Raw genomic sequence first — 21,673 nt, 5'->3', positions numbered from 1 at the left:
TTAAAGTTAAAAATAAATTTAGTAGAAATTTTACAAAGAGCCTACGCTTTTGCTAAAAAATTTTGGTAAGAAGATTGCACTGAAACCGTGCCATCTGACAGTATTTTTTCTAAATTCAGAAATTCGATTTTATTAACTGATGCCTGGTCAAAGTCTTTCTGGACTCTCACATAATTTTCTGTGAAGCCGAACATCTTTCCATCTTTATTTTCATGCTCCCAGAGAACAGGAAGCGTTTTTCCAAGCTGAGTCTGATAAAATGCCATTTTTTTCTTTTCAGAAAGAATACGAAGCATCTTATTTCGTTTTTTTCTTTCAGATACAGGAACTATCTCCTCCATTGCTGCAGCTTCTGTATTTTCCCTTTCGGAATAAGTAAATACATGGAGATAAGTAATGGGCAGTTCATTAAGGAAATTATACGTTTCCATAAACCGCTCTTCTGTTTCCCCCGGGAATCCTACAATAACATCCACACCAATAGCAGCATCCGGCATTACCTCACGGATCTTATATACTCTGTCATGGTACAGCTTTGTCAGATAACGGCGTTTCATTTTTTTCAATAAATCATCACATCCTGACTGTAGTGGAATATGAAAATGCGGAACAAAGCTTCTGCTTTTAGAAACCAGTTCGATACTTTCATCTTTCAAAAGATTGGGTTCAATAGAGGATATACGGATCCGTTCTATTCCTTCTACTTTATCCAGCTCAGAAATAAGATCCAGGAACGTATGTTCATGTCTTTTATTTCCAAATTCTCCCTTACCGTAGTCACCAATATTTACACCAGTAAGAACAATTTCTTTGATATCTTTTGCTGCAATTTCCGTAGCATTTTTCAGAACATTTTCAATAGTATCTGAACGTGAAATCCCTCTTGCCAATGGAATCGTACAATAAGTACATTTGTAATCACACCCATCCTGAACTTTCAGGAATGCTCTTGTTCTGTCACCAATTGAATAACTTCCGATAAAGAAATCTGTTTCTTCGATCTCACATGAGTGAACAATTCCTTCATTGTCTGATTTTTCCAGGTCATCAAGATAGCTTAGAATATTAAATTTTTCTTTAGCCCCTAAAACCAGATCTACTCCTTCAATCTGTGAAATCTCTTCAGGTTTCAGCTGTGCATAGCATCCTACAATCACCACAAGCCCTTCCGGATTGGCTTTCATTGCTCTTTTTACATGAAGCTTACATTCACGGTCAGCATTTTCTGTCACTGAGCATGTATTGATTACATATACATCAGCCTTATCATCAAAACTTACCTTATCATATCCTGCATCTGTTAATTGACGGGCAATAGTAGATGTTTCTGCAAAGTTTAATTTGCAGCCAAGTGTATGAAACGCGGCAGTTCTGTGAAAAGTAGACATTTGTTACTCCTGAATTTTATGGGTGCAAAGATAGTAATTTTAATAAGAAATAAAGATTGATTCAATCTATTGCTTGTATTCATCCCTTACTTCAGGGCTGCTCTGAAAACAAACAGGTGAAGAATTGGAAGATGGTTCATTGTCATGAAATTTATTTTTCATTTCTCTGTTAAATTCCTGTGATTTATTTCTGGCTATAGAAAGCGTTTGCCATTCATTATTCTTAATCATCTTAGCAATATATACAATTTGCCCTATATGATAAGGATAGTGAGCAAGCTGTCTGAGAACAGCATCAATAACGGTATGGGCTTCGCCACGAATATAAATTGTAGAATAGATATTGTCATCATTAATTTGGTTCAGGGCATCAAAAAGACACTTCCATCCTTTTTCCCAGTAATCTTTTACCTCCTCTTTTGTTGTAAAAGTATTAACAAACTCTTCATCACGGTGACGCCACGACTTTTCTCCATCCTCCGTTAAAAAACGGGTCCATCTTGAAAGCATATTCCCGGCAATATGCTTTACAATAACAGCAATAGAATTACTTTCATCATTATATTGCCAGAAAACCTGCTCACCGGATAACTGTTCAAAAACCCTGTCACCTAAAGATTTGTAATATTCAAAACGTTTAATAAACAACTCTTTCATTTCTTTAATTTTATTGACTAATGTAACCTTTTTTAAAGATAAAACCACCTCAGCTGAAGTGGTTTTATCTATGTAATATATTTATTGCCGTTATTCTCTGTTTTTGACAAGTACCCATCCTGAGAATGTAACCGGCGTATTCTTTTTATCATTTTCTTTCCAGGTCACAGAATACCAGTAAGTACCTGTAGACACTCTTTTTCCTCCTTCGGTACCATCCCATTTGTAGCCGTTAGATCTATCTGCACGATACACTCTGTTTCCATACCGGTCAAAAATATCCATAACCAGATTTTGCTTACCTGCCAATGCAGAATAATCTATAACATCGTTCATACCATCATCGTTCGGAGTAATCACATTAACAAGATTTGGAACAACAATTCCGATCTCTACAGGATCACAATCATAAGAATCCTTAACAAACACTTTATGATCCCCTCTTGAAATATTGGTAAACACATTAGAATCCTGCCAGTGGATATTATCCATGGAATATCTATAGGCCGGATTTCCTCCCATCACTGATATCGTAACAGTATTATTGGCAATATCAATTCCTGAAACAACAGGCTGATCAGACGGATATACCGTAACTTTCTGCATAACGGTGCAATCTCCTGTTTTTAGTTTCACCCAATATGTTCCTATTCCCACATTATTAATACTCTGAGTAGTGGCTCCTGTATTCCATTCATAACTTTTAAATCCTGGTCCTGCATCTAAAGTTGTGGTATCTTCAGCACAAATGGTTTTATCTTTAAGAATAGCGGAATATACAGGGGGAATAACAACCAAAATAATTTTTGCCACAATATAACATCCCTGACTATTATAAACCCTTACATATACGGTTCCACTAGGAGCAATATAAGTTGTTTCATTTAGAATTTCATTGGTCTGATTAACAGCATCGGTTATTGAAGGATAATATTTCTTCAACACTCCGGTTTGGCTGGTTATACTTGCTGTAGTAAGATTAAAGGATGCTGTAGAGGGATTTTCTTCAATAAAACAAGATCTTATTGTAGCATCATTCACTACAATCACAGGATAGAATTTTAAAGTAATCTGTGCAATAGCACTACAGCCGAATTCGGATATTACTTTTACATAAATGACTCCTTCTGCTGATGCAAATGCTGCCGGAGTCGTAATTTCATTAGTGCCTGTAGTGAGGTCGGCCATAGAATGATAATATTTCTTGATCACATTAGGATTGGAAATAACATCTGCCGATGTAAGATCAAATAGAGCTGTTCCCGCATTATTATTGTTACAGGCTGTTAAAGTAGCATTTTTAACAGTAATAGATCCATCTTTAAACTTAAACTTTCCTATCTGTTTACATTTATTAAGCGGGTTATCCGGATTTGTTGCATCTGTATAACTGATACTATAATAGAAAACAGTAGTTGTATTAACAATCTGTGGAACAGTAATAGGATTAGCGCCTGTCAATGCCTCATTCTGACTTGTATGGTAGCTTACACTGAAATTCTGATTCCCATTAAGAATTCCAGGAGACAACGTAGAAAAGTCAAACAACTCACTGCTTGAGCATATAATGACTTCTCTTGGATCTGCCGGATTTACAGGAGCTACTCCCGGTGGGTTAAATGGATAAATCTGAATATTAGGATCTGTAAATGGTGAAGCTAGTGTTGCTGTTCCTCCCCAGGTTAAAGAAAAAGGTGCCGTTGTAGAACTCGTACTGCTTACCCAGTTATCAATGAACAGGTAATAAGTCTGGCCAGGCAAAACATCAAGATATTTGCAGTAAGGTGTTGTAGATCCACCTACAGCACTTAAAAGAGTACTGGTCATATTCAATCCTGTTGATGGTCCTACTCCGATAACTGTTGCAGCATTACAGCGTATGGGAGCGCCTAAATTCCCACAGGTAACATTAGGCCCATAAATAGCCCAGTCATAATCAGCGTCCGGATTATTGGGAACAAGATCAAAAGTCAGGGTTCCTCCTGTAGCAATTGTAATTTTATACCAAATCGAATTATGCTCTCCGCTTGCGTCCAAGCAGGTGCCCGAATTCACAAGTTCCTTGATATTACCATATCCTGTAGGACTATAGGTTATATCTGAATTTCCACAGACAGCCAATGCTGTAGCACAATCCGCCTGAGAATAAAAAGTCTGATAAACACAAAAAAGAATAAACAGTAAAAGTCTCCTCATAGATATATGTTTTATGGTTAAATTAGTTTAAATCAGAATGATAATAATTACACCAAATATACCTATAATTTAATTACAATCAATGATTTCATGAAAATTTTAAACTATTCAAAAACAAAACAATCAATCCTTATATAATTCCATATTGAAAACCGATTATTTTATACTTGTAATATTTCCGCAAAGATTTTCAAGATGAAATATTTTATGAAAAGGACTTTTTACTTCTTTTAAATGTTCCTTATCTTGAATAAAAGTATATCTTGAAGCAATAGAATTCATATCGGAAACAATCACCAGCCAACATTCATCCACAGAAGTATCATAATAAGGGAATTTTTCATTTTTTTTCTCAATAAGTTCCAGAATCTTTTCAGAACAGAGTTCATCAAAAAGATTCATACTGTACTCATGGGTAATGAAAACATTTCTTCGATGGAAAGATTTCCGGATCTTTTTCACACATCCTACAGCTTTGCCTTTTTTAATGCTTTTGTAAATATTGATAATATTTTCCTCCTGTTGTTCAAGATTATTAAACTTTATATCAGGATGAAACTCTAAAAAATAAACACCACGATATTTCGTAGTGTCTTCCTGTTCTAATAATATTTCTGCTTGGCGGAACATTTTATTCAAAGTGCTTTCCATTTTTTTCATTTCCAGATGATTGATTACCTCTGTCAGCTCTATTCCTATTTTTTTGTCATTTAATTTTGCGATAAAGTCAGGACTCTCGCAGGTAAGGTTTTCAAATTTCACCTCTGGAAAATGGTGCATAAAAGAGTTTAAAAGTAAAATTTCGGATTTCTTTCTATATTTTTCACGATCATGAAGCGGAGATTCATCTATTGTACGATGATATTTTTCTATAGGCTTCTTCTTCAAATGCCTGTTCAGATAATATAAACTCAGATTCTTAATTAAATCTTCATCAGAGAATGTCTTTTTCATGTGCGATTTTTTTATGAAATTAAAACACATGCAGCCATTGGCTTTCATCGTTAAAAGTTTTTGAAAATCAAAAATTTACACTCTTAAAGATAAACAAAAAAACAATTCAATATTTACTTTTTAAATTAATTTATCAAATAATTAATGTAAAGTTTATTTTCATAATTAATACCTTTGTCTGCTCTAACACAAACCAGCATATATGGATTTTAGGAATTTTAAAATACCTTATAACATCAATCCCCAATATTCAAAAAAAACAGCCTATTTTTCAATGGAATTTGCCATTGAACAGGTGTTAAAAATATATTCCGGAGGGCTTGGCTTCCTGGCAGGATCTCATATGAGGAGTGCTTACAATCTGAAGCAGGATCTTATTGGAATTGGCATTCTCTGGAAGTTCGGTTATTATGACCAGGCAAGAAATCACGATCAGACCCTACAACCTGTATGGACCAGAAAATTATACAGTTTTCTTGAGGACACCGGAATAAAATTTCAGATTGAAATTCATAGTGCCCCGGTATGGGTAAAAGTATGGTACCTTGATCCTGAAATTTTTAATACCGCACCTATGTTCTTCCTTTCCACAGATGTTCCGGAAAATGATCATGTTTCCAAAACCATCTGCCACAAATTATATGATGCCAATGAATCAACGAAACTTGCTCAATACATTTTATTAGGCAAAGGCGGAGCTAAGTTACTGGATGAAATGAATATTGAAAGGGAAGTTTATCATCTGAATGAAGCCCACGGATTACCGGCAGCATTTTATCTGCTGAAAAAATTTAATGGAGATCTGAATAAAGTCAAAGAAAAACTCGTATTTACAACCCATACTCCCGAGGAAGCAGGTAATGAAAAGCATAATTTAAAACTATGTTATGATATGTCTTATTTCTCCGGTTACAGTATGGAAGAAATAAAAAGTATAGAAGGATCCGATGATGACCGATTCAATCATTCCCTTTGTGCATTAAAAATGGCAAGAATAGCCAATGGAGTTTCTCAGCTACATGGTGTTGTTTCCAGGACTATGTGGAATAAATACCCAGGAATCTGTGAAATCACTTCGGTTACAAATGCGCAGGAGTTCAAATATTGGGCAGATAAACCTCTTTACAATGCTAAAGATGAAAATGATGCAACTGTTTTTGACTACAGAAAAAAACAATTAAAGAAGAATTTATTCAGCATTGTAGCTGACCAGACAGGAAATTTATTTAACCCGAATATTTTCACAATCGTATGGGCCAGAAGATTTGCAGGTTACAAACGGGCTGAGCTTCTCCTTCATGACAAAGACAGGTTTTACAGACTCCTTAATAATCCAGAATATCCGGTTCAGATCATTTGGGCAGGTAAACCCTACCCTATGGATTATTCAGCTATTTCTACTTTCAACACACTGGTTGAAGAAAGTAAGAATCATAAAAATATGGCAGTACTTACAGGATATGAACTTTCTTTAAGTAAATCTCTGAAACAAGGATCGGACCTATGGCTGAATAATCCGAGAGTTCCGCGGGAAGCATCCGGGACATCCGGAATGACAGCTGCAATGAATGGCTCCGTAAACTTATCTACCGATGACGGATGGATTCCTGAATTTGCAAAACATGGAGAGAACGCATTTGTTGTTCCAAAAGCAGATTACCTGAATATGAGTATCTACGAGCAGGATAATTATGATTTAAATAAACTATATGAAATCCTTGAAAATGAAATTATTCCGACGTATTATGATCATCCGGACCAATGGAGAAAGATTCAGCACAATGCCATGAATGATGTTAAACATCAGTTCAATAGTGATAGAATGGCAGATGAATATTATAAAGTGCTTTATAATGAAGCTGAATAACGAAGGTAAAGCTGAAATATAAAAAAACGGCCGGAAAATTCGGCTGTTTTTTTAGTTTATTTACTTTTCTTTTTTGCAGGCACTTTCATGCCTTTCTCTCTTGCTTCAGAAATCCCGATTGCTACGGCTTGTTTTCTGCTTGTCACTTTTTTACCGGAAGAAGATTTCAGTTTTCCCTCCTTAAATTCGTGCATTACCTTTCCTACTTTGTCCTGAGCTTTTTCTGAATATTTCGTTTTGCTCATGATAATTTTTTTAAGTTTTGGGCAGGGATACCCCTAATTCGTAAACTCTGGCGTGTTTCAAATACTTTGAACGTTCTCTTGAAGTAACCGACTCAAAATGATCATTTTTAATCACAATAATCGGATCTTCTGCATTTTCAATCTCAAAATTGGCTAAATATCTTTCATCAGGAGCATCCTGACGCATTTTAGCTTTTATTTTTTGCAATTCATCTGCATATTTCCTGAATCCCGGATCAGATGAATGGATAAATTTATATTCATCACCTGCATACACGTAATAATGAAGCTTTTTTTCTATCAAACCTGCCTCATCCGTAATTTCGGGGTTATCATTTCCATCTTTAAACCCTACTTCCACTAAAGTTCCGCCTTTTTTATGGGCACATTCTTCAGCATCTTTAAAGCTTGAAAAACCAGTATAAATAATTCGGTCATTCAATTTATAACAGTTCAGTTTCTGATTGTATGCATTAGTTTCCATAATTATTATTTGATTTGATTATGGTTAATTATATTCAATTTTTTTGCCAAAAGCCTCATTTAAAAAGCTTTTTTACACATTTTAATAAAATTATTATCTTTGAATTCCATTAATACTAGAAATGAAAAAACTCTTTTTAACCCTTACTATTGCCGCTGCATTTCAAAATGTATCAGCACAGGAAATTACTTTAGATAAAATATATTCAGGCTATTACCGTGGCAAAGGCATCGCCGGGATTACTTCCATGAAAAACGGCGAAAACTATCTGGTTATTGAACCCGCAGGAATTGCTAAATATTCATACAAAACTTCACAGAAAGAAGGAAATATTGTAGACGGACAATTTGAAAGCTATGAATTTTCAGATGATGAATCTAAAATTCTTTTACAAAAAGAGAGCCAGCCTATCTATAGACATTCTTTTCTTGGAAAATTTGAAGTGAAGGATTTAAAATCCGGAAAGATAACCAGTCTGAACAACGGAAAGCCTGTTCAGGAACCAAGATTTTCACCTGATGCCGCAAAGGTAGCTTTCATTTCTGATAACAATTTATTTTATCAGGATCTGACCTCAGGAAAAATTACACAAATTACCACTGATGGAAAGAAAAATTCTATTATCAATGGATTAGCAGACTGGGTGTATGAAGAAGAATTCGGGCATGCAAGACAATATGAATGGACAAAAAATTCTGACGCCATTGTATTTGTTAAATCGGATGAAAGCCAGGTTCCTGAGATTTACATTCCAATCTATGGAAAAAACCTTTATCCTGCAGAAATGCGTTATAAATATCCTAAAGCCGGAGAAAAGAATTCTGTAGTTTCAGCACAGTTATATCGCCTGGACAGTGGAAAAACAATACCACTTAACCTGAGTGCATTCAAAAACTATTATATTCCGAATGTTTTCAGGACGGCAAAAGCAGATGAGATTGTCTTAATAACCTCTGAAAGAATTCAAAATGCTTCAGATATTTTAAAGGTAAACACTAAAACAGGAGCTGTTCAGAAGCTATTTACTGAAACTGATGAAAAGTGGATTGATACAGACAGTCCCACTTTGGAATTCCTTGAGGACGATTCTTTCTTCTGGGCTTCCGAAAGAGATGGGAACAGACATTTATACTGGTATGATAAAGATGGTAAACTTAAAAAACAGATCACAAAGGGAAATTGGGAAGTAACTGATTACTATGGATTCAATCCTAAATCTAAAGAAATTTATGTTCAGACCACAGAAAAAGGCAGCATTAATAAAGTTATTTCAAAAATAAATATTGAAAACGGAAAGTCTCAGTTGATCTCGAATGCTGAAGGAAACAATTCTGCTAATTTCAGTAAGAATTATAATTATTTTATTGAAACATCTTCTACTGCTTCCAAACCATATACCTATGTTCTGAAAGACGGAAATGGTAAAACAGTAAAAGAACTGCAGAATAACAATGATCAATTACAAAAGTTAAAAGCTGATAATTTTGTTGAAAAAGAATTCATCACTATTCCCAACGCTGTTGGTGACCAGATGAATGCATGGATCATGAAACCTAAAAACTTTGATCCGAATAAAAAGTATCCATTGTTCATGTTCCAATATTCCGGGCCGGGGTCTCAACAGGTTGCAAACTCATGGGATAACGGAAATGCAATGTGGTTCAATCACCTTGTACAAAAAGGATACATTGTAGCTTGTGTAGACGGGCGTGGAACTGGCTATAAAGGGGCTAAATATAAAAAAGTAACCTATATGAACTTAGGAAAATATGAGATTGAAGATCAGATCACTGCAGCAAAATGGTTTGGAAATCAGTCTTATATTGACAAAAATAGAATCGGAATGTTTGGATGGAGTTTTGGTGGTTATATGACAAGTCTGGCCATGACTAAAGGAGCTGATGTATTCAAAATGGGAATAGCTGTTGCTCCGGTAACCAACTGGAGGTATTACGACTCAGTATATACAGAAAGGTTTATGAGAACTCCTCAGGAAAATGCTGACGGATATGATAAAAACTCTCCTACAGAATATGCCAATCTTTTAAAAGGAAAATTCTTATTAATCCACGGAACGGCTGATGACAACGTTCATTTCCAAAACTCTATGGAATTCTCTGAAGCTTTGATTCAAAATAAAAAACAGTTTGATTTCATGGCCTACCCTGATAAAAACCACGGAATTTACGGTGGACAGACAAGACCGCAATTGTATCAGAAAATGACGGATTTTATTCTGAATAATTTATAATATCCGCAATGAAAAAAATTATTTTATCGGCATGTATTTTATTATCCTTTTCTCTCCGGTCTCAGATAAAAGCATTAACAGAGGATGGAAAAGAAGTAGTTCTTTTAGAGAATAAAACATGGAAATTTGTAAACGAAAGTGACGAAAAAACTCTCGAAACAATTACGACCAATGATGAATTATTTGAAAAAACAAAAGAGTCTACCTTCATTGTAAAAAGTAAAAACGTTGATGGAGGATTTTATTATAATCCTAAAAAATGGAAAATCGTAAAAGCTCCTGAAAGCAGCACCTTCGTTGAATATGCATTCAACAATCTTTCAAACTCTACGGTGTATGCATTCTTTGGCAGTGAAATCATGCCGGTTCAGACCCTAAAAAACTTGAAGGATATTCTGATTTCCATTATCCAAAGAAATTCAGATTATTTTAAATTAAAAAAGTCTGAATACAGAACTGTTAATGGAATTAAAGTGCTTCATGTTGAATACAGTGCCAATGTCAAAGGGCTGGACTTTGAATATATAGCAAACCTCTACCTTACCAGCGGCGGTTACTGTAGCGTATCAACTCATACCTATGCCAATCAGTTTGAAGCTAATAAAAATGAAATGGAAAATTTTGTAAATGGTATTGTAAAAGCTGAAAAAAGAGGAACAGATGTGGTAGAAATCAAGACCTCTCCACCTCCTCCAATGGCTCCAAAAAAGTCTAAATAAAAGAACCCCCTCTATATTGAGGGGATTTTTTATTTATTTCATTAATCATTTGCGGCGGTATTATTTATTTTATCAATTAAAATTAAAAACCTATTTTTGGGAAATTTGAAAATTGATTATATGAAGACTAAACATCCTAAAGGACTTCCTTACCTCTTTTTCACAGAAATGTGGGAGCGTTTCGGGTACTATCTGATTCTTGGAATCTTTGTTCTGTATGTTATTGAACCTTCCGGTATGAAAGGAGGACTTGGATTGCCGGACAAAACAGCTGATGACATTTTCGGAACTTATATAGCACTGACTTACCTTACCCCCTTTATTGGAGGATTTCTGGCAGACAGAGTATTAGGATATATCAAGTCTATTTATCTCGGAGGTTTTTTAATGGCTGCAGGCTATATAGGAATGGGCGTTTTCAAGGAATTACCCCTGTTTTATACTTCTTTAGCTTTAATTATTATCGGAAACGGATTCTTTAAACCGACCATTTCTACTTTATTGGGAAATCTGTATTCCGAAGAACCTTACAAGGCCAACAAAGATTCCGGATACAATATTTTCTATATGGGAATCAATATCGGAGCATTTATTTGTAATATTATTGCAGCATTTATGCGGAATAAATTCGGTTGGGGAGAAGCGTTCATTACAGCGGGAGTGGGAATGCTGATCGGGATGGTTATTTTTACAATCGGAAGAAAACATTACATTCATGCAGCACAGATGAAGCCTGTACAGGAAGGTGACACTAAACTTTCAGAGATCCTGATCAAAGTATTTGTTCCTGCTATCATTGCCGGAGCAATAGGCTGGTTTATTCCTGATAATATCTTTGGCAGTGACAGTACAGATGCATTTATTTTTGCATGTATTCCTGTCATTTATTTTTATGCATCCCTTTACTTCAAAGCCAAACCGGAAGAAAAGTCTTCCATTGGTGCATTGCTATCCGTGTTTCTTATCAGCATGTTCTTCTGGGCTGTTTTCAAACAGAACGGAACTGCACTGACAAGATGGGCAAACTATTATACAGACAGAAGTGTTCCTGCTTCATTAGAAAAACCATTGGAAGGAATTTACATGGTGGAAGCAAAAAGCTATGAAGATAAGGAAGTGCCCGTTTATGACAATCAGTTCAGGGCTCAAAAAGATGAAAACGGAACACCTTTAAAAAGAACAGGTAAAGATGTTTATTTCGAAAATATTTCCGATTTAGATCGTAAGACTTTAGAGGGAACACAAAAGGTATATCTGTATAATACGGAATTATTCCAGTCTATTAACCCGTTCTGGGTTATTGCTCTGACACCGGTTATTGTTGGATTCTGGGCAATGTTGAGAAGAAAGGGAAAAGAACCGCTAACCCCTACCAAAATAGTTTTGGGGCTGTTTATTTCAGCACTTTCCTGCCTTGTGATGGTTTTAGCAGTAATGAACGGAGACAACGGAGCTGTAAAAGTTTCTCCTCTTTGGCTGGTAGCAAGTTATGGAGTTATTACCATCGGCGAGCTATGCCTTTCCCCGATGGGTCTTTCTTTTGTTTCAAAGCTTTCTCCTGCGAGAATTACGGCTTTAATGATGGGAGGATTTTTCCTGGCAAACTCTGTAGGGAATAAACTTTCCGGAATTCTAGCCAGTACATGGTACAGCTATGAAAACAAAACAAATTATTTTCTTGTTAATTTTGCATTGTTAATATTTGCAACACTTTTAGGCCTTTCTATGTTAAAAAGATTAAACAAGATCATGAAAGAGAAAGGGCATTAAACTCTTCTTTATTATAAAGAATATCAAGCTGCGAAACGATTCCGCAGCTTTTTTATTTAAAAATAAAATTAAAAACTTGCCAAAAACCCAAAATAAACTATATTTGTCAGTCTTAACAAAAATTAACAATAGAATGGATAATATTGAAGCAATAAATCCGAAACCGGATGAATTTGTAGAGAATAAGAATTCCAGACATCCCAAAGGGTTATGGGTTCTTTTCGGAACAGAAATGTGGGAGCGTTTCAACTTTTATGGAATGAGAGCACTTTTAACGCTCTTTATGGTAAATTCCTTATTGATAAAAGAAGCTGATGCAGCGATCATCTATGGTGGATTTCTAGCTTTATGTTATTTAACACCTCTTTTGGGAGGATTTATTGCTGATAAATATATCGGAAACAGATATGCCATCATCATTGGTGGATCTTTAATGGCTATCGGCCAGTTCTTATTATTCATCAGCGCCTCTACTTTCTCAGCAGATATTAGTAGTGCTAAGCTTATCATGTGGCTGGCATTATTTGTTATCATTTTTGGTAATGGATTCTTCAAACCGAATATTTCTTCAATGGTAGGAAGCCTTTATCCAAAACAGGAAAAATCCAAACTAGATTCTGCTTTCACCATTTTCTACATGGGGATTAACATCGGAGCATTTCTGGGTCAGTTCATCTGTCCATACGTAGGAGACGTAAAAGATGCTGCAACGGGAGTAAGAGATATCTTTGCTTTCAAATGGGGATTCTTAGCAGCTTCTATTGCAATGGTTATTGGAACAGTAACATTCTTTATCCTTAAAAACAAATATGTAGTAACACCGGAAGGAAGACCTATTGGTGGCTTACCTAAACACAATACAAGTGCTGATTTCGAAGAAGGCGAAACCCAGACAGCAAAATTCTCAGGTCAGTCTCTGGGTATTACCGGAGTTATATTTGTAGCTTTATTCTTTGTTTTCAGATATCTTCTGGTAGGAGAGCTAGGATTTAATTCCGTGGAAATGGGACAGCTGATCAAAGGAATCATTTATCCTTTCATCTATGCTGCCGGTATTTCATTGGCTTTCCTTATTATGAGTTCTGCAGAAAACAAAATTGAAAGGCAAAGAATCTGGGTAATTTATATTGTATCATTCTTTATTATTTTCTTCTGGGCTGCGTTTGAGCAGGCAGGTTCATCATTAACATTTATTGCAGATAATCAGACCGACAGAAATATCTTTGGCTGGAATATGCCTCCTTCAATGGTTCAGATCTTTAACGGAATCTTTGTTGTTATCCTGGCAGTTCCATTCAGTTTAATCTGGGATAAACTGCGTGCAAAAGGTAAAGAACCGGTATCTCCGTTCAAACAGGCTATGGGATTGGCATTGATCGCTCTATCTTATTTCATTATTGCACATAACGTAAAAGATCTTGGAAATTCAGGTTTATTAGCCATCAAATGGTTAATGTTACTATATTTCATCCAGACTTGTGGTGAGCTTTGCCTTTCTCCAATCGGACTATCATTGGTGGGTAAACTGGCTCCAAAAAGATTTGCTTCTTTACTGTATGGTGTTTTCTTCATTTCTAACGCTGCAGGTTATGCATTAGCTGGTTCATTAGGAGCGCTTATCCCTGCAACTGGTGATAAATTTAAAAAAGCACAGGAAATAGGGGTAAACCTTCAGGATGTTTTAGATAAAAAAGTAACGTTAACTGCTGATCAGGTTGCGGCATTTGAAAAAGCTCAATTACCTCTTCACAATCCTACATTTGTAGGTTTTGAGATCCACAACTTATTTGAATTCTTTATGGTATTCGTAGTACTTTGTGGTATTGCTGCTGTAATTCTGGGTTTAATTTCACCTATCTTAAAGAAAATGATGCACGGCGTAAACTAATTGTATCAACAAAATATTATAAAACCTCTGCCAAGTCAGAGGTTTTTTTTATTTTCGTATGATGGAAATTTCCGAAGATTCTTTATTCCAATCCGTAAAGGAAATCATTAGGCAGTCGCGCGAAAAAGTTTTTCGGCTAGCGAACTCTACTCTACTGCTTACCTACTGGCAGATTGGAAAACTTATTGTTGAAGATGAACAGCAGGGAAAAGAACATGCCGAATACGGAAAGTATACGCTGAGAAAACTTTCTCAGAAGCTTACCTTAGAATTTGGAAAAGGGTTTGATTATACGAACTTGTCTAATATGCGAAAGTTTTACACAGCGTTTCCAATTGTTGACACATTGTCTCAACAATTGAGCGGGTCCCATTACAGATTTTTCCCACTCAAAATGATAAAAACAATTTATTTGCCAGCAAATACCTGCTGTACCTCCCAAAAGAAGAAGAAGAATTAAACAAATTATTGACCAGGACAGAATCCGTTTTGAGCTGGATCAGGAAAATAAAAACCCTAATTAGAACTTAATCATATATCATTATGAGCTTAACTTTAGATGAAATACAAAATTTCAAAGGAAAATATCCCAGACAGATCTGGAGCCTGTTTTTCTCTGAAATGTGGGAACGCTTCTGTTTCTACGGAATGCGTGGAATGCTGGTCTTCTTCATGATCTCACAGCTTAATTTCCATGAAAAAGAAGCCAACCTTCAATATGGTGCCACACAAGCATTCGTATATGCCTTTACCTTTGTAGGAGGCCTTTTTGCCGATAAAATTTTAGGATTCAGAAAATCCCTGTTCTGGGGAGGTCTCCTGATGATCGTGGGAAGTTTAATCCTTGCTACAGATCCCCATAAATTCTTTTTCCTCGGAATAGCATTCACCGTAGTAGGTACAGGTTTCTTCAAACCTAATATCTCTTCAATGGTGGGACAGCTTTATAAACCTAATGATTCAAGAGCTGATGCAGGTTTTTCACTTTTTTATGCAGGGATTAACCTTGGAGCATTGCTGGGTGGTTATTTATGCATTGCCATTGGTAAAGGAGAATTTTTAAGTAATGTTATTGCGGAAGAAATGAGATGGCATATTGCTTTTGGACTGGCTTCAATCGTAATGGTAGTAAGCTTAATTAACTTTGTATTTACCCAAAGAACATTAGGAACTATCGGATTACAGCCCGGACATCCTTTAGCAGAAGTAAAAACAGCTCCTATTCCCAAATGGAAAGAATACGGAGTATATGTTCTGTCATTGGTTTTTGTACCTATTATTATGACAATGGTTGCTAAAACAGAGTATACAGATTATTTTATGTGGACAATCGGACCATTAACACTAATCTATTTATTCTATGAAATGTCCAAAGTAACCGCTTCTGAACGTAAAAAGCTTTGGGCAGCTTTGGTTTTCATTATTTTCTCTATCATATTCTGGGGAATTTATGAACAAAGCGGAGGTTCTTTAAGTATTTTTGCGGCTAAGAACCTGAACAAAGACCTTTTCGGACTGGATCCTAATGGTGTTAATAATTCAGGAGGGGCCTTCTTTATTATTTTCCTGGCGCCACTTGTAGGGCTGCTTTGGATCTGGCTGAATAAAAGAAAAATTGAGCCTAACACCATTATCAAATTCGGATTAGGATTTATTTTCCTGGGATTAGGATATTACGTCTTATTTGCAACCAGACTATTTGCAGATCTTCAGGGAATTACTTCATTGAACTTCTTCACTCTGGCATTATTGATCATTACTCTTGGGGAATTGTGTCTTTCTCCTATCGGATTATCCATCATGACAAAGCTTTCTACCAAGAATCTTCAGGGAATGATGATGGGAATGTGGTTCCTTGCTTCAGCCTATGGACAGTATGTAGCAGGAATTATCGGGGCCAGTCTTGCTACGTCAAAAGAGGGCTCCAGCAACTATGATGCTTTGATCACTTATACTGATGGTTATAAACAATTGGGATTGTATGCCGTAATTGCCGGAGTGGTATTAATTTTGATATCTCCATACGTGAAAAAATTAATGCAGGATGTAAAATAAAAAATAAGTTATTATGCTTATTTTTACACAAATATCACATTATGAAGAAAAGTTTAAGCATAATACTTTTATTATTATTCAGTTTAAGTTTTGCACAGATAAAGTGGATGACCATTGAAGAAGCTTTAAAAGCCCAGAAAGAACATCCTAGAAAAATCCTTATTGACTTTTATGCAGACTGGTGCGGACCATGCAAGATTATGGATAAAAAAACCTATGGGCATCCTGTAATTGCCCAGATCTTAAATGAAAGCTACTACCCCGTAAAGTTTAATGCAGAAGAAAAAAACAGCATCGAGATCTTTGGAAGAAAGTTTTCAAACCCTAATACAGAGCATAAAAAAGGAAGAAACTCCCTTCACGAATTCACTCAGTATATGAATGTAGGGGCAGTGCCTAGTACGGTTTTTCTGGATGATCATGGTGATCCGATTACAATCTTACAGGGAGAATTGTCTGCCAGAGAGCTGGAACCTTATCTGGAATTAATATCAAAGGATCTCTTTAAAAAGATCAAAACCAGAGAGCAATGGGAAGATTACCAGAAAAAATTTAAATCTAAAATCAAAGATTAGCATAAATCAAAGACTTTCAGAATCTGAAAGTCTTTTTTATATTTCCTCTTCAATATTTTTGTACTAAAAATTTCAAAATTCATCTATTTTACCGAAATTAGGGGTCATTTTTGAAATGACTTTAGATACTCCCATAGAATACGTGAAAGGAATAGGTCCGGAAAGAGCCAAACTCATTAAAAATGTTTTGGGGCTCTCTACTGTAGAAGATCTTCTGAACTTCTACCCGATCCGTTATCTGGACAAAAGTAAAGTATATACGGTCTCCCAGTTGCAGGAAAGTAATCTGGATATACAGCTTAAAGGAAAAATCACACAGGTGCAGGAAATTCAGACCGGCAAAACGAAAAGACTCTCAGCCAAATTTAATGATCATACCGGAAGTATGGATCTGGTTTGGTTTCAATATTCTAAATGGCTGAAAGAACAGATTCCTGTTAATCGTGAAGTATATATCTTTGGAAAAATCAATGTATTCAACCGTCAGTTTTCTATGCCACATCCCGAAATAGAAGCTGAAGAAAACAAAGAAAGTGATACCCGCCTGAAACCAATTTATCCTAGTTCCGAAAAACTTACTAAAAGAGGTCTGGGACAAAAATTTTTCCAAAATATATTAAGAAATGTATGTAAGGAAATTCCTAATCTTATTGAGGAAAATTTCCCTGAATATCTGATGAAAACCTTTGGGTTTATTTCCAGGCAACACGCTTTTCTCAACGTGCATTTCCCAAAAGATATGGAGTACTTTGAAAAAGCTGATTACAGGTTAAAGTTTGAAGAATCTTTTTTTTTCCAATTAGGATATGGTTTGAAAAAGCTACACCATAAAACCCAGTCATATGGAAACCCCTTTCCTATTATAGGTGATCATTTCAATAACTTTTATGAAAATCATCTGCCTTTTGATCTTACCAATGCTCAGAAAAAGGTGTTAAGGGAGATCCGCATGGATATGAAGAAACCCATCCAGATGAACAGGCTTTTACAGGGAGATGTAGGCTCCGGAAAAACAATGGTGGGATTACTGACGATGCTTATAGCAATGGATAATGGTTTTCAGAGTTGTATGATGGCTCCAACTGAAATCCTTGCACAACAGCATTACAATGGAATCAAAGAGTTGTTACGGGAAACAGACATTAATGTCAGGCTTTTAACAGGCTCCACAAAAGCATCCGAAAGAAAAATCATTCATGAAGAACTTGAAAATGGAATGCTCTCAATTTTGGTGGGTACCCATGCTGTTTTGGAAGATAAGGTTAAATTTAAGAGCCTTGGGCTTGCTATTATTGATGAACAGCATAGATTTGGTGTAGCACAAAGGGCCAAGCTTTGGGCAAAAAATAAAATACCTCCCCATATTCTCGTCATGACAGCAACTCCTATTCCAAGGACACTGGCTATGAGTTTTTATTCTGATCTTGACGTCTCAGTGATTGATGAAATGCCGGTCGGAAGAAAGCCTATTATCACTGCCCACAGACGGGAAAAAGACCGGTTGTATGTCTATAATTTCTGCAAAGATGAAATCAAGAAAGGCAGACAGGTTTATTTTGTATATCCTCTCATAGAAGAGTCTGAAACCTTGGATTATAAGAATCTGATGGAAGGACTCGAACATGTCATGGACTTTTTTTCAGAATATAATGTCACTATGCTGCATGGAAAAATGAAGCCAGATGAAAAGGATACCGCGATGAATTATTTTGCTTCCGGAAAAGCAGAAATCATGGTTGCAACAACAGTAATTGAAGTCGGGGTAAATGTTCCCAATGCATCGGTAATGGTTATTGAAAGTGCCGAAAGATTTGGACTTTCACAACTTCATCAGCTAAGAGGGCGAGTAGGAAGGGGAGCAGAACAAAGCTACTGTATTCTTATGACTTCTGACAAGTTATCCAAAGAAAGCAGAACACGGGTACGGACAATGACAGAGACTAATGATGGTTTTAAAATCTCTGAGGTTGATATGCAGCTTCGCGGCCCCGGAGATATTCTGGGTACCCAGCAAAGTGGTGTTGTAGATTTTAAAAGGTTAGACCTGATTAATGATTCTGCTATTATTAAAACGACCAAAAATACAGTAGAAAAGATTCTGGAAGCCGATCCCATGTTAACAAGACCAGACAATCTCATTATTAAAAATTACTATCTCAGATATTATAAAGGAAAAAATAAATGGAGTAAAATTTCATAAAAAAACCGCAGAAAATTTTTCTGCGGTCTCCTTATAAAACTGTTATTTAGAAGAAATTACTTTCCACTTTAAAAATTTATTTTAATAGTTTAGGCTTAATATTTTGTAATGTGGTGTGAAATATTTATATCTTATCTGAATGGTTAAAACCGCAACTATTAAAATAAATTATAAAAACAAAATGAATTATTTTTCCAACTTGCTTATTATAAAAACTAACTGATTTAGATTGGAGACGAGGGAATGAAACGAATAAAAATGCCTCCAACTACTTTCGAGTTTTCATGATTGTACCGTTTTGTTTAAAGATCTTCTATGCTTTCTAATTGGAAATTAATATAATTCATTTTGTTAACATCGTGATTTATATGATACTTGTTTACAGAAACAACTACTTTTCATTCATTTGTATCTTTCTATTTATATCAAATTTGTGTCACTGATTTTATACTTACAAAAGTCAGCATATTAATTGAGAATATTTTTATATTATTTCAATCATTAGTTATAAAATTTTCACTTATATGTGAATACAATATAATAAAAGATCTCCTCCTCTTAAAAAGAGATGGGATGAAAAATATTATACATCATATTTTAAGGATAAAATTTTCTTTGTTTAAACCGGAAGTATGATATTGCCAATTTACTGTAATCACTTCTGTAAGCACTTTTTTGAGCCCTTCAAAAGTTTCGGGTTTTTTCATGCAAATATTACCGCCTTTTACAAAAACTTCTTCTATTTCATTTTCCGGAATGCTTTCAGAGTATATAACAGTAACCATATTATTGAATTTTATATCTGTTCTGATTTCTTCAATACAACTTATACTGCTTTTGCCGGAGATGTTATATTTCAAAAATACAATTTCAGGGATAAATGTTTCGTCATTGTTCAAATACGTCATAACCTCTTTTGTATTATTAAAGCACTGAACTTTTATTGAAGTTTTTAGCTCTTTAAATATATTCTTAAAAAAAATTAATGTATTCTCATCATTATCTGCTACTATTACGTTCAGAAATTCTTTATTCATACTGCATTTTATGATTTGTAGCCGTACTTTGAGCTCTTCTTCGTTTTCCGACTATTTTTTGAAACTGGGATGGGGTAATTCCCGTAGTATTTTTAAATTGGGTGCTCAAATGGGCCACACTGGAATAATTTAGCTTATGTGCAATCTCTGTGAGACTTTGTTTATTCCGTATAATTAATGCTTTTGCATGCTCAATTTTTTGCAGAATTATAAAATTTTCGATAGAGGTATAAGCAACTTCAGAGAACAGGTTAGAAAGATATCCATAACTGTGATTCAGTTTCTCTGCAATATAAATAGAAGCTTTTACCGGGATTATCTCATCTGAAAAAACAAGTTCTACAATAGTATCTTTTATTTTCTGAACCAAAGCCGTTTTCTGGCTTTCTATAATTTCAATACCATAATCACCCAGATTTTTCTTAAAAAGATTGTGCTGTTCCTGAGTGAAAGGCTCATAAAACTCCACTTCTCCAAAGTTCAGAAGCCTGTACTTCAGTCCGTGCTCTTTAAGCTTTTCGTCCAACACCTTCTTGCAGAGGGCATTGAAATCAAATTTTACATACATTTTCATCCTAGTAGAAATAAGTCAAATTTTTAGTAAATATAATAATTTATTTCAAGTAAATGTGAAATAGAAAGTATTTTTTTAACATAATATTATAAAAAAAACTCCTGTATTGTTGAATACAGGAATTTAAACACTAAGGATGAAAAAAATATACTGATAAAAAGCTGGATCAGCTCAAAACCAAGCATATGAATGTATTATTATAAGTGATTTGGTTCTGTAACAAAGATGACTCAAAAAAAGAAATCACTTGTTATAGAATTACAAGATAAAGTTACAAAATTTTAAGTCAATTACTTGTGAATTAGAAACTCCATCAAATAGTCATCCATTACAAAACCATTGCCTATATCAAATACGCCTTCATCATAAACGCTGTAACCCTGGGATTCATAGAATTGTCTGGCTGTGTTATGTTTATTAACATTCAGAATAATTCTGCTATCTTCATTCTCTTTTACTTTTTCATTGAGAAATTGCAGCGCTTTTTTTCCAAATCCTTTTCCCTTGCTTTCAGGAACCAGGTAAATCCGGTGCAGTTTGGTGGTTTTATCGCTGTAATGATGCTCGTAACCAATAAAGCCCTCAAAAGAACCGCTATCTTCATCCTGAATCAAAAAATAATGATAATTGTGATTTCTCAGTTGGCTCTCAATTTCAGATTGGGAATACATTTCTGAAAGCATATATTTCATTTGCTCTTCTGAAAGTATGTCTGCATATGCACTTTTCCAGGACCTTCCCGCAAGCTCCTGAATAAGGGGAATATCTTTTTCTGTAGCTTCTTTTAATATCATAACTTAATTGAATTGTAAT

Annotated in this window: 18 protein-coding genes; 9 read left to right on the top strand and 9 right to left on the bottom strand. The window is 35.1% G+C overall.

Annotated elements, in window-relative coordinates:
* Positions 1-41 precede the first annotated feature (41 nt).
* From mtaB to DRF59_RS09340, 4 genes are all read right to left on the bottom strand, one after another.
* Positions 42-1,388, bottom strand: a complete 1,347-nt coding sequence (mtaB, locus tag DRF59_RS09355) for a tRNA (N(6)-L-threonylcarbamoyladenosine(37)-C(2))-methylthiotransferase MtaB (protein ID WP_115959016.1) — start codon at positions 1,386-1,388, stop codon at positions 42-44.
* A 66-nt stretch (positions 1,389-1,454) separates the two neighbouring features.
* Positions 1,455-2,045 (bottom strand): DUF1572 family protein, encoded by a 591-nt coding sequence (locus DRF59_RS09350; RefSeq protein ID WP_115959014.1) that lies wholly within the window; start codon positions 2,043-2,045, stop codon positions 1,455-1,457.
* 90 nt (positions 2,046-2,135) lie between these two features.
* The gene (locus tag DRF59_RS09345; RefSeq protein WP_115959012.1) at positions 2,136-4,241 is read right to left on the bottom strand and encodes a T9SS type B sorting domain-containing protein; all 2,106 of its coding nucleotides are present in this window, start codon (positions 4,239-4,241) and stop codon (positions 2,136-2,138) included.
* A 156-nt stretch (positions 4,242-4,397) separates the two neighbouring features.
* The gene (locus tag DRF59_RS09340) at positions 4,398-5,195 is read right to left on the bottom strand and encodes a hypothetical protein (RefSeq protein WP_115959010.1); all 798 of its coding nucleotides are present in this window, start codon (positions 5,193-5,195) and stop codon (positions 4,398-4,400) included.
* Positions 5,196-5,397: 202 nt separating this feature from the next.
* On the opposite strand from DRF59_RS09340, the gene glgP reads away from it, so the two are divergent.
* Positions 5,398-7,062 (top strand): alpha-glucan family phosphorylase, encoded by a 1,665-nt coding sequence (glgP, locus tag DRF59_RS09335; RefSeq protein ID WP_115959008.1) that lies wholly within the window; start codon positions 5,398-5,400, stop codon positions 7,060-7,062.
* A gap of 56 nt (positions 7,063-7,118) precedes the next feature.
* Here the strand turns inward: glgP and DRF59_RS09330 are convergent, their stop codons facing one another.
* A complete protein-coding gene (locus DRF59_RS09330) occupies positions 7,119-7,307 on the bottom strand; it encodes a DUF6496 domain-containing protein (RefSeq protein ID WP_115959006.1) in 189 nt (62 codons plus the stop codon).
* A gap of 10 nt (positions 7,308-7,317) precedes the next feature.
* Positions 7,318-7,791: a hypothetical protein gene (locus DRF59_RS09325; protein ID WP_115959004.1), complete on the bottom strand. Its 474-nt coding sequence runs from the start codon at positions 7,789-7,791 to the stop codon at positions 7,318-7,320.
* Between the two features lie 121 nt (positions 7,792-7,912).
* Here DRF59_RS09325 and DRF59_RS09320 point away from each other — a divergent pair, with 121 nt between their 5' ends.
* From DRF59_RS09320 to recG, 8 genes are all read left to right on the top strand, one after another.
* Positions 7,913-10,042 carry a S9 family peptidase gene (locus tag DRF59_RS09320; protein WP_115959002.1) on the top strand — a complete coding sequence of 710 codons (2,130 nt, stop codon included), beginning with the start codon at positions 7,913-7,915 and terminating at the stop codon, positions 10,040-10,042.
* An 8-nt stretch (positions 10,043-10,050) separates the two neighbouring features.
* Entirely contained in the window at positions 10,051-10,761 is a 711-nt protein-coding gene (locus tag DRF59_RS09315; RefSeq protein WP_115959000.1) for a hypothetical protein, read from the top strand.
* A 120-nt stretch (positions 10,762-10,881) separates the two neighbouring features.
* A complete protein-coding gene (locus DRF59_RS09310) occupies positions 10,882-12,531 on the top strand; it encodes a peptide MFS transporter (protein ID WP_115958998.1) in 1,650 nt (549 codons plus the stop codon).
* A 133-nt stretch (positions 12,532-12,664) separates the two neighbouring features.
* Positions 12,665-14,419 carry a peptide MFS transporter gene (locus DRF59_RS09305; protein ID WP_115958996.1) on the top strand — a complete coding sequence of 585 codons (1,755 nt, stop codon included), beginning with the start codon at positions 12,665-12,667 and terminating at the stop codon, positions 14,417-14,419.
* 58 nt (positions 14,420-14,477) lie between these two features.
* On the top strand, positions 14,478-14,879 hold the full coding sequence (locus DRF59_RS09300; RefSeq protein ID WP_241505514.1) for a DUF1016 N-terminal domain-containing protein: 402 nt from the start codon (positions 14,478-14,480) through the stop codon (positions 14,877-14,879).
* 83 nt (positions 14,880-14,962) lie between these two features.
* Positions 14,963-16,474, top strand: a complete 1,512-nt coding sequence (locus DRF59_RS09295; RefSeq protein WP_115958992.1) for a peptide MFS transporter — start codon at positions 14,963-14,965, stop codon at positions 16,472-16,474.
* Positions 16,475-16,515: 41 nt separating this feature from the next.
* Positions 16,516-17,049, top strand: a complete 534-nt coding sequence (locus DRF59_RS09290; RefSeq protein ID WP_115958990.1) for a thioredoxin family protein — start codon at positions 16,516-16,518, stop codon at positions 17,047-17,049.
* 115 nt (positions 17,050-17,164) lie between these two features.
* Positions 17,165-19,249, top strand: a complete 2,085-nt coding sequence (recG, locus tag DRF59_RS09285) for an ATP-dependent DNA helicase RecG (RefSeq protein WP_115958988.1) — start codon at positions 17,165-17,167, stop codon at positions 19,247-19,249.
* Between the two features lie 590 nt (positions 19,250-19,839).
* Here the strand turns inward: recG and DRF59_RS09280 are convergent.
* The 3 genes from DRF59_RS09280 to DRF59_RS09270 form a co-directional block, all read right to left on the bottom strand.
* Entirely contained in the window at positions 19,840-20,286 is a 447-nt protein-coding gene (locus DRF59_RS09280; protein WP_115958986.1) for a response regulator, read from the bottom strand.
* A complete protein-coding gene (locus DRF59_RS09275; protein ID WP_115958984.1) occupies positions 20,279-20,860 on the bottom strand; it encodes a helix-turn-helix domain-containing protein in 582 nt (193 codons plus the stop codon). The genes DRF59_RS09280 and DRF59_RS09275 overlap by 8 nt, the downstream gene beginning before the upstream one ends.
* Positions 20,861-21,150: 290 nt before the next feature.
* The gene (locus DRF59_RS09270; RefSeq protein ID WP_115958982.1) at positions 21,151-21,654 is read right to left on the bottom strand and encodes a GNAT family N-acetyltransferase; all 504 of its coding nucleotides are present in this window, start codon (positions 21,652-21,654) and stop codon (positions 21,151-21,153) included.
* Positions 21,655-21,673: the final 19 nt, after the last annotated feature.

The organism is Chryseobacterium flavum, assembly GCF_003385595.1.
GTDB classification, from domain to species: domain Bacteria; phylum Bacteroidota; class Bacteroidia; order Flavobacteriales; family Weeksellaceae; genus Chryseobacterium; species Chryseobacterium flavum.
This window is presented reverse-complemented; position numbering and strand designations above follow the sequence as displayed.